The sequence below is a fragment of the Kribbella sancticallisti genome (assembly GCF_039530625.1).
Classification (GTDB): Bacteria; Actinomycetota; Actinomycetes; order Propionibacteriales; family Kribbellaceae; genus Kribbella; species Kribbella sancticallisti.
This window is the reverse complement of the sequence record NZ_BAAAOS010000007.1, coordinates 21,399-35,777: the sequence shown is the minus strand read 5'-3', so window position 1 is coordinate 35,777 and position 14,379 is coordinate 21,399. Positions and strand designations below refer to the sequence as shown.

At 69.1% G+C, this 14,379-nt stretch carries 14 protein-coding genes; 8 read left to right on the top strand and 6 right to left on the bottom strand.

Features of this window, described 5'->3' with window-relative positions; genetic code table 11:
- Nucleotides 1-124: 124 nt before the first annotated feature.
- On the bottom strand, nucleotides 125-1,069 hold the full coding sequence (locus tag ABD255_RS03335; RefSeq protein ID WP_344209567.1) for an RDD family protein: 945 nt from the start codon (nucleotides 1,067-1,069) through the stop codon (nucleotides 125-127).
- 73 nt (nucleotides 1,070-1,142) lie between these two features.
- On the opposite strand from ABD255_RS03335, the gene ABD255_RS03330 reads away from it, so the two are divergent.
- The 8 genes from ABD255_RS03330 to ABD255_RS03295 all read left to right on the top strand — a co-directional run bounded on the left by ABD255_RS03330 (nucleotide 1,143) and on the right by ABD255_RS03295 (nucleotide 9,186).
- Complete coding sequence (locus ABD255_RS03330) at nucleotides 1,143-2,141, top strand: stage II sporulation protein M (protein WP_344209565.1); 999 nt, start codon at nucleotides 1,143-1,145, stop codon at nucleotides 2,139-2,141.
- 19 nt (nucleotides 2,142-2,160) lie between these two features.
- Nucleotides 2,161-2,928: a DUF1206 domain-containing protein gene (locus tag ABD255_RS03325; RefSeq protein WP_344209563.1), complete on the top strand. Its 768-nt coding sequence runs from the start codon at nucleotides 2,161-2,163 to the stop codon at nucleotides 2,926-2,928.
- Nucleotides 2,929-3,056: 128 nt separating this feature from the next.
- Complete coding sequence (locus ABD255_RS03320) at nucleotides 3,057-4,853, top strand: ABC transporter substrate-binding protein (protein WP_344209560.1); 1,797 nt, start codon at nucleotides 3,057-3,059, stop codon at nucleotides 4,851-4,853.
- Nucleotides 4,850-5,878, top strand: coding sequence for an ABC transporter permease (locus ABD255_RS03315; protein WP_344209559.1), 1,029 nt, complete (start codon nucleotides 4,850-4,852; stop codon nucleotides 5,876-5,878). Before ABD255_RS03320 ends, ABD255_RS03315 begins: the two co-directional genes overlap by 4 nt.
- Nucleotides 5,875-6,756: an ABC transporter permease gene (locus ABD255_RS03310; RefSeq protein WP_344209556.1), complete on the top strand. Its 882-nt coding sequence runs from the start codon at nucleotides 5,875-5,877 to the stop codon at nucleotides 6,754-6,756. The genes ABD255_RS03315 and ABD255_RS03310 overlap by 4 nt, the downstream gene beginning before the upstream one ends.
- Nucleotides 6,756-7,715 carry an ABC transporter ATP-binding protein gene (locus ABD255_RS03305; RefSeq protein ID WP_344209554.1) on the top strand — a complete coding sequence of 320 codons (960 nt, stop codon included), beginning with the start codon at nucleotides 6,756-6,758 and terminating at the stop codon, nucleotides 7,713-7,715. The genes ABD255_RS03310 and ABD255_RS03305 overlap by 1 nt, the downstream gene beginning before the upstream one ends.
- The gene (locus tag ABD255_RS03300) at nucleotides 7,709-8,653 is read left to right on the top strand and encodes an ABC transporter ATP-binding protein (RefSeq protein WP_344209552.1); all 945 of its coding nucleotides are present in this window, start codon (nucleotides 7,709-7,711) and stop codon (nucleotides 8,651-8,653) included. Before ABD255_RS03305 ends, ABD255_RS03300 begins: the two co-directional genes overlap by 7 nt.
- Nucleotides 8,650-9,186: an MOSC domain-containing protein gene (locus ABD255_RS03295; protein ID WP_344209550.1), complete on the top strand. Its 537-nt coding sequence runs from the start codon at nucleotides 8,650-8,652 to the stop codon at nucleotides 9,184-9,186. Before ABD255_RS03300 ends, ABD255_RS03295 begins: the two co-directional genes overlap by 4 nt.
- Here the strand turns inward: ABD255_RS03295 and ABD255_RS03290 are convergent.
- The 5 genes from ABD255_RS03290 to ABD255_RS03270 are packed head-to-tail and all read right to left on the bottom strand — an operon-like array spanning nucleotide 9,183 to nucleotide 14,266.
- Entirely contained in the window at nucleotides 9,183-10,475 is a 1,293-nt protein-coding gene (locus tag ABD255_RS03290; RefSeq protein ID WP_344209549.1) for a DUF58 domain-containing protein, read from the bottom strand. The two genes, ABD255_RS03295 and ABD255_RS03290, sit on opposite strands and share 4 nt — an antisense overlap.
- Nucleotides 10,475-11,449, bottom strand: a complete 975-nt coding sequence (locus ABD255_RS03285; RefSeq protein ID WP_344209547.1) for an AAA family ATPase — start codon at nucleotides 11,447-11,449, stop codon at nucleotides 10,475-10,477. Before ABD255_RS03285 ends, ABD255_RS03290 begins: the two co-directional genes overlap by 1 nt.
- Complete coding sequence (locus ABD255_RS03280; protein WP_344209545.1) at nucleotides 11,446-12,594, bottom strand: DUF4350 domain-containing protein; 1,149 nt, start codon at nucleotides 12,592-12,594, stop codon at nucleotides 11,446-11,448. The genes ABD255_RS03285 and ABD255_RS03280 overlap by 4 nt, the downstream gene beginning before the upstream one ends.
- On the bottom strand, nucleotides 12,591-13,238 hold the full coding sequence (locus ABD255_RS03275) for a DUF4129 domain-containing protein (protein WP_344209543.1): 648 nt from the start codon (nucleotides 13,236-13,238) through the stop codon (nucleotides 12,591-12,593). Before ABD255_RS03275 ends, ABD255_RS03280 begins: the two co-directional genes overlap by 4 nt.
- The gene (locus ABD255_RS03270; RefSeq protein ID WP_344209541.1) at nucleotides 13,232-14,266 is read right to left on the bottom strand and encodes a hypothetical protein; all 1,035 of its coding nucleotides are present in this window, start codon (nucleotides 14,264-14,266) and stop codon (nucleotides 13,232-13,234) included. The genes ABD255_RS03275 and ABD255_RS03270 overlap by 7 nt, the downstream gene beginning before the upstream one ends.
- Nucleotides 14,267-14,379: the final 113 nt, after the last annotated feature.

Sequence of the window (14,379 nt, the reverse complement as noted above, 5' to 3'; positions counted from 1 at the left end):
GGCGCCCCGCTCGGTCGAGCGGGGCGCCTTCGCGTTGTCCGGGGCTCGAACTAGCAGAGCCGCTGTGGCTTCGTCGGCGGGGAGGAAGGCTTGCGCGAGCTGCAGTTGGCTAAGCCGTGCTCGATCAGGACCACCGGTTGGGCTCGTTGCTGCCGGGCGCTGCCCAGCCACCGGGATTGACGGTAGGCGGGGGCGCCGCAACGGGGAACTGCGGCACCGGGAACGGTCCGGTGGCCGGCAGCGCCGGCAGCGCCGGCTGGACGGCGTACGGGTTGGGTGGACCGAAAGGACCAGTGTTCGCGTACGTCGGGCGAATGGTGGCGAGCCGATTCAGTTCCCGCCGCCGCCGCTCAGCCAGTACTGCGGACAGAAACGCCGGCGAGGAGATCGGCACCGGCGGAGCAGGCGCCGTCACTCCACCCACCCGGAACGCAAGAGCATCCCCCAGCGCCACCCGCGCGGCCGGCTCCAACTCCGTGTAGCGAGCCAGATACTCGCGCGACGTGTTCGCCAGTTCGTCGGACAGCCGCGCCAGTTCCAGCGACTGCGCCCACTGCACCAGGTGACCGGGCACGAACAGCGGCGGCGATGCCATCGGCTGGTGCCGTTCGCGGATCACCACCGTGCCGGCCACCATGTCGCCGATTCGCTTGCCCTGCTTGTTCATCAGGCTTGCCACGATGCCCGGGCTGGCGGCGAAGAACGGCGAGAAGTCGACGAACAACCACATCAGGCTGCGCACCAGTGCGTGCCGGAACCGGATCGAGCTGCCGTCGTCGCGGACCACCTTGAGACCGAGCGCCATTTTGCCGAGGGTGCGGCCGCGGGTCAGCGTCTCCATCACCACTCGATAGCCGATCAGGACCAGCACCACCACCAGGATCACCAGCGCCGTCCCGAGCGCCGGGCTGGCCGAACCGCTGATCAGGAAGCCGAACATCAGCGCCAGCAGGATGCCGAGCGCGATGCTCTGCAGGGTGAAGTCGATCGCACAGGCCAGCGCCCGCGTCGGCATCCGCGCGATCCGCACCTGGAGGACAACCGCTTCCCCCGTGACCAACTGAGACACAGCACCCCCTTCACGACACCCCGGACAAGCTAGTCTGCCAGCGCAAAGAGCCAGATGACGGGGAGGAGGGGCGATGGACGTCGAGGCGTTCGTTTCGGTTCATCAGCCTCAGTGGGATCGGCTGGCCTACCTGACCCAGCGGCAGCGGCGGTTGAGTGGTGCCGAGGCCGATGAGTTGGTGTCGCTCTACCAGCGGGTGGGGACGCATCTGACCGCGCTCAGGGCCAGTGGTGCCGACCCGGTGACCATCGGGCGGCTCTCGGGGCTCATAGCCGACGCCAGAGGCGCGGTGACGGGCGCGCAGGCTCCTGTCTGGCGTGACATCTCCCGCTACTTCCTGGTGAGCTTCCCGGCCGCTCTGTACGCCTCACGCCGCTGGTGGCTCACGATCGGCCTGCTCTTCTACCTGGTAGCGGCCTGGATGGCGTGGCGGATCATCGCGAACCCGGAGATCATCGAGTCCATCAGTACTCCGTCCGCGGTCCAGGAACTCGTCGACAAGGACTTCGCGAACTACTACTCGGAGAATCCCGCGCAGGACTTCGCGCTCCAGGTCTGGCTCAACAACTCGCTGATCAGCGCGGCGGTGCTGGCGCTCGGAGTACTGCTGATCCCGACCTTCTTCATCCTCTGGAGCAACGCCGAGAACCTCGGCGTGGTGGCAGGCCTGATGATCGGCCATGACCGCGCGGACGTGTTCTTCGGCCTGATCACTCCACACGGCTTGCTGGAGTTGACGGCGGTCTTCGTCGCCTCCGCGGCCGGCCTGCGCCTCGGCTGGTCGTGGATCGCGCCCGGCCCACGGACCAGGATGCAGGCGCTCGCGCAGACCGGCCGGGCGACCGTGGGGATGGCGATCGGCCTGACGGTGATCTTGTTGATCAGTGGCTTGATCGAGGCGATGATCACCCCCTCGCCGCTGCCGACCGCGGTACGGGTCGGGATCGGCGTGATCGCCGAGATCGCCTTCTTCGTCTACGTGTGGACGCTCGGTCGCCGCGCGGTGATGGCCGGTGAGTACGGCGATGTCGAGGCCGCCGACCGAGAGGCGAGCGCGCCCGTCTCCGCATAGTGCTGGGTACAAGTCCGCCATGAGGACCGCCCAGAAAGCCCAACAGAGCCGCCTGTACGACGTATCGATCACCGTCGGCCTGATCGCGTACGGCGTCGTGCACCTGCTCGTCGCGTGGATCGCCTTGCAACTCGCCTGGGGTGGCACCTCGGACGAGGCGTCGCACAGCGGAGCACTGCAAGACCTTGCCGGCAAGCCGTTCGGCGGCTTCCTGCTCTGGGTCGTCGCCATCGGCCTGTTCGCGCTGGTGCTCTGGAAGGTTCTCGAACTCGTCTACGGTCACCTGAAGACCGAGAAGAAGGTGTCGTCGGCCGGTCGTGCCGTCGTCTACCTGTACCTCGGGATCAGCGCCGCCAAGATCGCCTCCGGCTCGGGTGGTTCCAGCAAGGGCAAGTCGAGCGGCATCACCGCGAAGTTGATGGAGAACGGCGCCGGCCGGGCGCTCGTCGTGATCGTCGGCCTGGTGATCATCGGCATCGGCGTCTACCAGATCTACAAGGCGGTCAAGAAGAAGTTCCTCGAGGACCTGACCGGCGGGGTGTCGGAGTCGACGGTCCTGCTCGGCCGGCTCGGCTATGCGGCCAAGGGAATCGCGTTCGTCATCGTCGGTGCTCTCTTCGCCTGGGCCGCGCTCAGCTACGAGCCCGAGAAGGCCGGCGGTCTCGACACCGCGTTGCACACCGTGCGCGAAGGGCCGGCCGGCTCGGTTCTGCTGACCCTGATGGCGCTCGGCATCGCCGCCTTCGGCGTCTACTGTTTCGTCTGGTCCCGCAACGCCAAGCACTGACCGCCGCCCGATCCGGTGGGTGTCCGCTCGCAACGGAACTGTGACGAATATCGGTAAATCATTGACGCGGACCGTCTCAATGGTGTGGCTTTCTCTCTAAACCACCCGGGGCGGAAGGTGTGTGTTCGATGCGCAAGTTGCTAGCGAGTCTGGCTGCGGCAGGACTCCTGATCCTGGCCGGAGCGCCGGCCCAAGCCGCCGAGGCGCCGGCCTCGAAGGTGATCCGGGTCGGTGCCACCCAGGCGATGGACTCGATGAACCCGTTCCTGGCGGTGCGGCTGGTGTCCTCGTCGATCCACCGCTGGATGTACGGATTCCTGACCGTGCCGGACCCCAAGACGCTGCAGCCCAGCGCCGACCTGGCCGAGTCGTGGACGACCTCGCCGGACGGGCTGACCTGGACGTTCAAGATCCGGCAGGCGAAGTGGTCCGACGGGCAGCCGATCACCGCCGAGGACGCCGCCTGGACGTTCAACAAGATGATCACCGACGACGGCGCGAAGACCGCGAACGGCCCGGCGGTGGAGAACTTCGCCAGCGTCACGGCCAGCGGCCAGGACCTGACCATCAAGCTGAAGGCGCCGCAGGCCTCGATGCTGGACAACCCGGTCCCGATCATGCCCAAGCACGTCTGGGAGAAGGTCGGCGACATCGCGAAGTACGAGGCGGAGGCCTACCCGGCCGTGACGAGCGGGCCGTACATCGCGGTGGAGCACAAGAAGGACCAGTACGTGAAGCTCAAGGCCAACCCGGACTACTGGCGCGGCAGGCCGAAGATCGACGAACTCCAGGTGATCTTCTACGACAACCCGGCCGCCGCGATCGTCGGGCTGAAGAAGGGTGACATCGACCTGATCGGCCGGCTCGCGCCGCCGGACTTCGACGCGCTGAAGGGCGACGACAACATCGTCCAGTGGAACCAGCAGGGCCGCCGGGCGACGTACCTGCAGATCAACCACGGCGCCACCACCAGCGACAACAAGCCGATCGGCGACGGGCACCCGGCGCTGAAGGACCCGAGGGTCCGGCAGGCGCTGCACTACGCGATCGACAAGCAGAAGCTGGTCGACGAGGTGCAGAACGGGCTGGCGAAGCCGGCCGACGGGTCGATCGTGCCGCCGATGTACAAGGACTTCTTCTGGGAGGCCTCCGGCGACCAGAAGGTCGGCTTCGATGTTGCCCGGGCCAACAAGATCCTCGACGACGCCGGCTACAAGTTGGGTGCCGACGGCATCCGGACGATGCCCGACGGCTCGAAGAAGCTCACGTTCCGGTTCAGCATCCACACCGACGCCCCGATCGAGGAGAAGCTGGCCGAGTACCTGACCGGCTGGTTCAAGGAACTCGGGATCACGCTGACCACCAAGCGGCTGGACTCCAGCAAGTTCACCGAGGAGACCGGCACCACCGCGCTGTTCGACATCGCGATCAGCGGCTGGTCGGTGAACCCGGACCCGGAGGAGGTGCTCGCGACGCACCTGTGCAGCCGACGTCCGACCGCCTCCGGTGAGGGCGGCGGTACGGAGTCCTTCTACTGCGACCCGCAGTACGAGGCGCTCTACCAGCAGCAGCTGAAGGAGCTCGACCGGCCCAAGCGCGCCGACCTGATCAAGAAGATGACGGAGCGGCTCTACACCGACGCTCCCGTCATCGCGCTGTACTACCCGAACGACCTCGAGGGCTACCGCAAGGACCGGATCGCCAGCATCAAGCCGATCCCCGAGGAGAACGGCATCCTGTACGGCGGTAGCGGCTACTGGCCGTTCTACACGCTGGAGGCGGTGTCGGAAGACGGCACCGCGGCGGCTGACAGTGGTTCGAACACCGGCGTGATCGTCGGGGTGGCAGGCGGCGTCGTGGTACTGCTGGCCGCCGGGCTGTTCCTGGCCCGCCGGCGCAAGGGTGTCGTGGACGACCGCGAATGACGGCTCCCGCCGCCACCGAACTGATCGAGGAGCGCCCGGCCCGCCACGGCATGCTGCGATACGCGGCGGCCAAGGTGGGCGGGGCGCTGCTCAGCATCGCGATGGTGATCGTCGCGACGTTCTTCGCCTTCCGGCTGCTGCCGGGCGACCCGGTCCGGGCGCTCGCGCAGGGCCGGAACATGACCCCGGAGCAGCTCGACCTGGAGCGCAGCCGGCTCGGGCTGGACAAGTCGCTGCCCGAGCAGTTCCTCCAGTTCGTCAACCAGACCCTGCATTTCGACCTCGGCGTCTCCTACGAGTACAAGCGCCCGGTGCTCGACCTGATCGGCGAACGGCTCGGCGCCACCCTGCTGCTCACCGGTACTGCGCTGGTGATGGCCGTCAGCCTGGGCATCTGGCAGGGCGCCCGGGCCGGGTGGAAGCCGGGGAGCAGGTTCGACAAGTTCTCCACTGGGGTGTCGCTGGTGCTCTGGTCGGTGCCGACGTTCTGGCTCGGACTCCTGCTGCTGATGGTGTTCGCGGCCGGCGTCGGGCCGATCCCGGGGATCTTCCCGACCCGCGGGATCGAGAGCGTGGACGCCCCCGACGGGTTCGGGTACATCCTCGACGTCGCCAAGCACATGGTGCTGCCGTGCCTGACGATGGTGGCGGTCGTCTACGCGCAGTACCTGCTGGTGATGCGGTCCTCGGTGCTCGACGAGGTCGGGCAGGACTACGTGACCACCGCCCGCGCCAAGGGCCTGCGGGACGACGAGATCCGGCGGCGGCACGCAGTACCGAACGCGCTGCTGCCGACGGTGACGCTGGTGTTCATGCGGATCGGGTTCGTCGTCGGCGGTGCGGTCACGGTGGAGGCGATCTTCAGCTGGCCGGGGCTCGGGCAGTTGTTCTACGAGGCGATCCGGGTGCCTGACTTCACCTTGATGCAGGGCACGTTCCTGCTGATCACGGTGTCGGTGATCCTGATGAACACGCTCGCCGACGTGGTCTACCACCTGCTGGACCCGAGAGTGAGGTCGGCATGAGCAGCATCACCTGGACGCGGCGCCGGATGGCGCTGGGCCGGTTCTGGTCCTCCTTCCGCACCCATCGTGCGGGCGTGATCGGGCTCGCGATCCTCGTCGTCGCGGTGGTGCTGGCGCTGATCGCGCCGCTGTTCATCGACGCCGGCGTGACGAACGTCGTCAGCGGGACCGGCGAGAAGCTCGCGCCGCCGAGTTGGGACGACCCGCTGGGGACCGACGAGTCCGGCCGGTCCGTGCTGCTGATGGTCTGGTGGGGTTCGCGGACGTCGCTGCTGATCGGCTTCCTGGCCGCGTTGCTCAGCATGGTGATCGGCACCGTGCTCGGGATCGCCGCCGGCCACTTCCGCGGCTGGATCGGCGCCGTGATCATGCGGATCACCGACTGGTTCCTGGTGCTTCCCTCGCTGGTGACCGCGCTGGTGCTGGCGGCCATCCTGGGCGGCAGCACGGTGACCATCATCGCCGCGATCGGCGTGACGTCCTGGCCGTCGACGGCCCGCTTGATCCGGGCCCAGACCCTGGCGGTCGAGGCCCGGCCGTACATCGAACGCTCGACGGCGCTGGGCGGCGGGCACTGGCACATCACCACCCGGCACGTACTGCCGAACGTCGCCCCGTTGCTCCTGGCAAGTACCACGCTTGAGGTGGCGAGCGCGATCGTCACCGAGTCGACGCTGGCCTTCCTCGGCGTAAGCGCGAACAAGACCTCGTGGGGCACGATGCTGCGCGGCTCCTACGACTGGGGCGCGGCCACGTCCGGAGCCTGGTGGTACATCCTGGTGCCGGGCCTGTGCATCGTCATCGTGGTGATGGCGTTCACGCTCTGCGGCCGCGCGCTCGAATCCGTGCTCAATCCCCGGCTCCGCAGGGCGGTCTGATGAGTCTGCTCGAACTGGACGACCTGTCCATCACCTACCGGATCGCCTCGGGCGAGGTGCCCGCGGTCCGCGGCGTCTCGTTGTCGGTGGAGGCCGGCGAAGCACTCGGCATCGTGGGCGAGTCCGGCTCCGGGAAGTCGACGCTGGCGATGTCGTTGCTGCGGCTGCTGCCCAAGGACACGCGGATCGACGGGCGGATCCTGCTCGACGGCGAGGACGTGGCGGCGATGAAGTGGGGCCGGCTGCGGGCGGTCCGCTGGGCCGAGGCGTCGATCATCTTCCAGGGCGCCCAGCACGGCCTGAACCCGGTCCAGCGGATCGGCGAGCAGATCGCCGAACCGCTGCTGGTGCACCGGATCGCGCCGCCCGAGAAGGCCCGCGCCCGGGTCGCCGCGCTGCTGGAGCAGGTCGGGCTGCCGGCCTGGCGGGCCCGGAGCTATCCGCACGAGCTGTCCGGTGGCCAGCGGCAACGAGTGATGATCGCGATGGCGCTGGCCTGCGAGCCGCGGCTGATCGTCGCCGACGAGCCGACCACCGCGCTCGACCTGATGGTGCAGGCCCAGGTGCTGACGCTGATCAAGGAACTGATCGCCTCGCACGGGATCTCGCTGCTGATGATCTCGCACGACCTGTCGGTGCTCGCCGACACCTGCGACCGGCTGGCCGTCATGTACGCCGGCCGAGTGGTCGAGACCGGTCCGTCCAACGGTTCGTTCCAGCACCCCTACAGCAAGGCGCTGGCCGCGGCCTTCCCGACCGTCGGGGACCCTTCCTCCCGGCTGGCGCCCAAGGGACTCGGGGGAGATCAGCCGGATCCCCAGCAGCTCCCGACCGGGTGTGTGTTCCACCCGCGCTGTCCGGTGGCGCTGGACACCTGCTCCACTGTCGATATCGAGCTGAGGCCGGCGGGCGACCGGCGTACGGCTGCCTGTGTGCTGGTGTTGGAGGAGCGTTGCTAGAGGCAAAGGACCTGGCCGTCGAGTTCAGCTCGCGGGGCCGGCGGGCGCGGGCCGTCGACGGCGTGAACCTGTCCGTCGGGCCGGGCGAGATCGTGGCGCTGGTCGGCGAGTCCGGCTGCGGCAAGACCACCTTGGCTCGCACTCTGCTGGGACTGGTCCGCCCGACCTCCGGCACAGTCTCGTATGACGGGTCGCCGCTGACGTATCGCTCCAAAGCGCTGAAGGCGTACCGCCGGCAGGTGCAACTGGTGCTGCAGGACCCGATGGGCTCGCTCAACCCCCGGCAGACCGTGTACGAGGCGGTCGCCGAAGGCCCTCGGATCCACGGGCTCGCCGACGAGGAGCAGGTGGTCGCGTCGGCCCTGGCGCGCGCCGGTCTCCGGCCGCCGGAGCGGTTCTTCCTGCGCTACCCGCACGAGTTGTCGGGTGGTCAGCGGCAGCGGGTCGTCATCGCCGGTGCGCTCGCCCTAGACCCCAAGGTCCTGATCGCCGACGAGCCCGTCGCCTCGCTCGACGCTTCCGTCCGCGGCGAGATTCTGGCCCTGCTGCTCCGTCTCCGCGACGAACTCGGCCTGTCCGCCCTCGTCGTCACCCACGACCTCGGCCTGGCCTGGAACATCGCCGACCGCGTCGCCGTCATGTACCTGGGCCGCATCGTGGAGTCCGGCCCCACCGAGGAAGTCCTCAAGGCCCCGCAACATCCCTACACCCAGGCCTTGCTGTCCGTCCTCCCGGAATCTCCGGCCCGCATCGTCCTGTCCGGCGAACCCCCGGACCCCACCCGCATCCCCACCGGCTGCCGCTTCCACCCCCGCTGCCAGGTGGTCGCCGCAGGCAATCCCATCGCCTCCAAGTGCCGCTCCGACCTCCTCCCCGTCCTCCCCGCCACCGCCGACCCCCAGTCCGCCTGCCACCTGACACCTAAGCTGTTGGGGTGAGAATCGACTCCGTCAACCGCGATGTTCAGCATCGCTTCAGCAAGGCTCCCGTCGAGGAGATCCGGCTGGTCGAGGGTGTGGGAGTCGAAGGCGACGCCCATGCGGGTGCGACGGTGCAGCACCTTCACCTCATCCGGAAGGATCGCACCGCGCCCAATCTCCGGCAGGTGCATCTGATCCAGCGGGAGCTCTTCGACGAGCTCGCCACCAAAGGCCACGACGTGAGCCCGGGTGACCTCGGCGAGAACATCACCACCGCAGGGGTCGACCTGTTCGAGCTGCCCACCGGGACGAAGCTCCACCTCGGCGACACCGCGATCGTCACGGTCACCGGCCTACGGGACCCCTGCAGCCAGATCAACGGCTTGCAGAAGGGCCTGCTCAAGCAGGTGCTGGGGAAGGCGGAGGACGGGACGGTGATCCGGAGGGTCGGGATCATGGGCGTCGTCACCGTCGGCGGCCTCGTGCGCCCCGGCGACCCGCTGACCGTAGTACTGCCTGCCGAGCCGCACGAACCGCTCGAACTGGTCTAGAGCCGGCCGGCCTTCTTCAAGGCCAGGTAGGTGTCGGCCAGAGCCGGGGCGATCTGGTCGGGGTTTTCATCGACTACGGTCACGCCCGCGCGGGTGAGGATCGCGGTCACCTTCTCGCGGTCCAGCCGGGTGCGAGCGGCTGAGGCGGCGCCGTAGACCTCGATGAGGTCGACGATCGAGGTCTCCATCTCGGCGAGCCTCGGGTCAGCCACAGACGCCAGTACTACGACATGCCGCCGCAGCAGCGGCCCGATCACTGGCAGCAGGGACTCCTCGATCACTGCCGGGTCCAGCCCAGTCAGCAGTACTACGAGCGACCGCTGCCCCAGGCGCTCCAGCACCTGCGAGACCACCACCCGGAAGTCCGTCTGGACGAGCTCGGCATCCACGTTGGCCAGGGCGTTCACGAACGACGGCAGCACGTCCTCCGGAGCCGGTCGCCGCACATCCGCGCGGACCTCGGCATCGCAAGCCAGCAAGGAGACCCGGTCACCCGCCCGAGTCGCCAGAGCGGCCAGCAGCAGGGCGGCGTCCATCGCGTGGTCGAGCCGCGGCGCGTCCCCGACCCGGCCCGCGGACATCCGGCCCGAGTCGATCACGATGGCGACCTGCCGGTCCCGCTCCGGCCGCCACGTACGCAGTACGACGCTGCTGCGGCGGGCGGTGGCGCGCCAGTCGATGCTGCGGACGTCGTCACCCGGTACGTAGTCGCGCAGCGAGTCGAACTCGGTGCCCTGACCTCTGACCAGCAAGGCAGTCCGCCCATCGAGCTCGCGCAGTCGCGCCAACCGGGAGGGGAGGTGCTTGCGGCTGTTGAAGGGTGGCAGAGCCCGCACAGTCCACGGCACGTGGTGCGACCCCTGACGTCCCGCGAAGCCGAGAGGTCCGATCGACCGCACAGTCACGCGGTACGCCTGCCGATCACCCCGCCTGGTGGGCAACAGATGCGTGACCAGTCGACGCCTCTCGCCATTGGGCAGGTCGATCTTGTGCGGGGGATCCTGCACTCCGGCAGAAGGCGGCCAGGCGTCCCGCAACAACCCCTTGACCCTCCGGCCGGGGTTGGCCACCAGCAGCGTCACCGTCGCCGGCTGACCAAGCCGTACTGCGGTATCGCCCTCGCGGCTGAGCTGTAGCCGTCGAGGCGACCCTGCGAGCAGCAGGTCGACCAAGCACACCAAGATCACGGCAGCGACCACCAGGCCGATACCACTCCAGCTAGGCATCAGTACTGCGACGAACAGGACCCCCAAGCTGGCTAGCAGGCCTGCTCGGCCGGTGAGGACCATCAGCGTGGCACTGGCACCGTGGCCAGCACGCTTTCCAGTACTGCGTCCGCCGTGACACCTTCCAGCTCGGCCTCCGGGCGGATCTGCACCCGGTGCCTCAGGCAAGGACGAGCCATCGCCTTGACGTCATCGGGGATCACGTAGTCCCGCCCGGACAACCAGGCCCAAGCCCGAGCCACCGCGAGCAACGCAGTAGCGCCACGAGGTGACACCCCGAGCTGCAACGACGGCGACTGCCGAGTCGCCCGGCACAGGTCGACCACATACGCCAGCACGTCCTCCCGTACGGCGACCCGCCGCACCGCCGCCTGTCCCGCCAGCAGGTCCTCAGGCCCGGCCACCGGACGCAGACCGGCCGCCACCAGGTCGCGCGGGTCGAACCCCTGCGCATGCCGAGCCAGTACGGCGATCTCCGCGTCGCGCGGCGGGATGTCCAGGGTCACCTTGAGCAGGAACCGGTCCAACTGGGCCTCGGGCAACGGATAGGTGCCCTCGTACTCGATCGGGTTCTGCGTCGCCGCGACCACGAACGGCACGGGCAGCAGCCGGGGTTCGCCGTCGACGGTGACCTGGCGCTCCTCCATCGCCTCCAGCAGCGCGGCCTGCGTCTTCGGCGGGGTCCGGTTGATCTCGTCCGCGAGCAGGATGTTGGTGAAAACCGGTCCCCGCCGGAACTCGAACTCGCTGGTCTTCGCGTCGTACACGAGCGACCCGGTGACATCGCCCGGCATCAGGTCGGGGGTGAACTGGACCCGCTTGGTCTCCAGCCGCATCGCCATCGACAGCGCCCGCACCATCAGCGTCTTCGCCGTCCCCGGAACGCCTTCGAGCAGCACGTGGCCGCGGCAGAGCAGGGCCAGCACCAGCGCGGTCACCGCGGTCTCCTGGCCGACCACCGCCTTGCCGATCTCGGTCCGCAGCTCGACCAGAGCCTGCCGGGCGCGCTCGGGGGTGACCTCGATAGCGGTCGTCACGGGTGTCGAACCTCCAGCGTCAGTACGTCTAGCTCATGGGACAGGAACATCAGGGCAGAGTCATCGGCCGGTGGTTGACCATAGAGCAGTTCATAGAGCATCGCGGGGTCCCGGCCGGTCCTGGCGGCGACGGTCGTCACCACAGCGGCCGGCTCTGCTCGTCGGGGGATCCCATGGGCCTTGTGGAGCTTGCCGAGCGCTGACTCGCGCAGGGCGGCGGCAGCCCGGTCCCGGGCTCGGGAGCGTCGATAGAGCCTGGCCCTGCCCTCAGTGGTCTCGGCCGCGTGCACGATGACCGGCAGCGGCTCCGGAACCACCGGGCCCAGCCGCCGCCCGCGCCAGAGCGCGATGACGAAGGCCGCGAACGCCAACGCCCAGGCGATGTACCGCACGTCCGGCGGAACCAGCGGAGGACCGTCACCCTCCTCCTCGTCGAAACCCCCGCTCTCGAACTGCGGGAGGTACCAGACGAGCTCCGGGTGGGTGCCGAGCAGGTTCAGCGCCAGCGCGGCGTTGCCGTCCTGGGCGAGCTCGGCGTTGGTGAAGGACCGGACCGTCCCGACCACGTCGACGATCCGGCCCTCGGACTCCAGCCGGACAACGGTGTGGTTGATGCCGTCGCCGTAACAGGTGTCGGCCGACTCCGGTGCGGAGTACGAGGTGCCGCCGACGGTCGCAGTACCGGCTTTGGTGGCCGCGGCCAGGTCGCAGCCGCCTGGGCGACTGTCCTCGGGCAGGGTCTGGCTGGCGTTCCGTACGCCGGGCGCGAGGACCTCCAGTGCCCGGGTCGTCGGGCGGACGAGCACGAGGTGGCTCCAGCCCGCATGGTCGATGTTCTCCAGGTCGCGGCGGCTCAACGAGCCCGACGGGGCGATCAGGAGGGTCTTGCCGGCGCCAGGCTGGAGTGCGTCGAAAAGCTCCTCCGTGCCGGTCACGTCGACGTTGTGATCCTCCAGGAGTTCCGCGAGGGCTCTGGCTCCCGTGGGCTTGGTGGAGTCCGGGCTGAAGGGGCCGGAGGTTCTTGCGGTTCCGGCGATCAGGATGACGATCACCACGAGCACGATGGCGCCCGTGACGAGCAGGGGAGTCCGTAGCACTCGCCAGCTCTCGGCTCCGCTGCGGCCTAGCGCAGTACTGGTGCTCACTCCCGCACCAGCGCCCTGGTCGACACGTGCCGGGCCGCGTCATCCGCGGCGACCACCGTCGCGTAGCGCTCCGGCGTACCCGGACGGTTGCCGTAGACAACCTCGGTGAAGACGAGAGCGGCCGGCTGCAGCGGATCCCGCAGAGCCGGTACTACGCGCCCTGCGTCCGCCACCGCCTCGTACGCCGTACGCCCGGCTCGCTCGTCCAGCACAGTGCGCTCGGTCAACTCAGAGACACACGCGCGGAACCGACTCCGTACTGCGCTCGCGTAGTCGCCCTCAGTGGCCTCTGCCTCCGCCTGGGCCCGGTACTCGGCCGCAGTACGGGGTCGTTCGGTCCCGAAGACCGTCGGAGTCTTCGTGCCACGGGTGGTCCGCAGTGCGCCTGCTCGCCAGAGGACCACGACGACGACCAGAGCGATCAGGCCGACCAGCAACCCGACGCCGAGGCGGCCGTCGGGGGATTGGCCGGTCAGGCTGTTGAGGAACTCGAAGATCCAGTCCAGCACCTTGCCGATGGCCCGGGAGACGATCGACTCGCCGGCCTGGCCGTAGGCGGGCTTGGACAGCTCCTCGGCTGCTTCCCTGGCCGCGTCCTCCCGGCCGACGTCTACCGGCGGCTCCTGCAGGAACAGGCTCACCATGTCTGGCCAGCCGGCCGCTCGGTCGGGCGCAGTACCGGACGCAGCCACAGGTCCAGCCCTTCCCGGCGGACGCGCAGGTCGAGGTAGAGCAGCGCCTGGACCGCGGACATGAAGGCCAAGCTCGCGATCAGGGTGAGGATCGTGGCGGCCGCGGCGGACACCCCGACGGCGATCGCTGTCACCGTCGCCGCGTCGCTGTCGCCCGATCCGGCCCAGGCGCCGACCGTCCCCACCAGCGCGCCGATCCCGAACTGCAGCGCGTAGCTGACGATGTTCACCACGATGCCGGCGAACAGCAGGATGCCGAGCACCCGCCAGAACTTGCCCCGCACCAACCGCCAGGACCGGACCAGCGAGCCCCAGATCCCCACCCTGGCAGGGATGTACAGCCCGATGTCCGGCGCGTGCTTGCCTTCCATCAGGACGACGGTGCCGGCCAGCACCAGCCGGATCCCGAAGATCAGCACCAGGACGCCACCGGCCAGCATCATCAGCAGCGCGGCCACGCCGGCCGCGTCCGAGGAGATGGCGGCATCCGCGCCGGCGCCGATCCCGAACACGGCCAGGCCCCAGCCGCCGATCAGCACGATGAAGGACAGCGACTGGGCCAGTCCCACCGCCGCCAGCGCGGGCAACGACCGGCGAACCAGCCGCAGCAGCTCGCGTGGGCCCACCCGGTGGGCGAGCTGGCTGCGCACGGCCGCGAGCGCGATGATCCCGGCCAGCATGCTCGACACCACCGCGAACAGGACCAGCTGGACGCCGTACATCAACAGCATCGCGGCCCCGGCCTGGGCGAACGGGTCCTCGGCCCCGAAGAAGCCGCTGATCCCGCCGGGAACGGTCAGCTCGGTCAATCCGGCCTGGACCGCGGCCAGCGCGAGCCCGGCCAGCACCGGCAGGCCGAGCATGATCGTCTTGTTCTCGGAGATGGTCCGGGCGGCGTTGTCCAGCAGATCCGCCGGCAGCCACGGCCGCAGCGGCTCGGAGAACTCAGCGCTCTCCCGGACGCCGACGTCGTCCCGCATGCCCCTGCCCTCCCCTCAGCTTGTCCCCGACCCACGCAGTGCACCATGATCACAGCCCGGGCGGTCCATACTGCCCCGAAGTGTCCTGGTGGGTCCGCTACCCGGGGAATGGG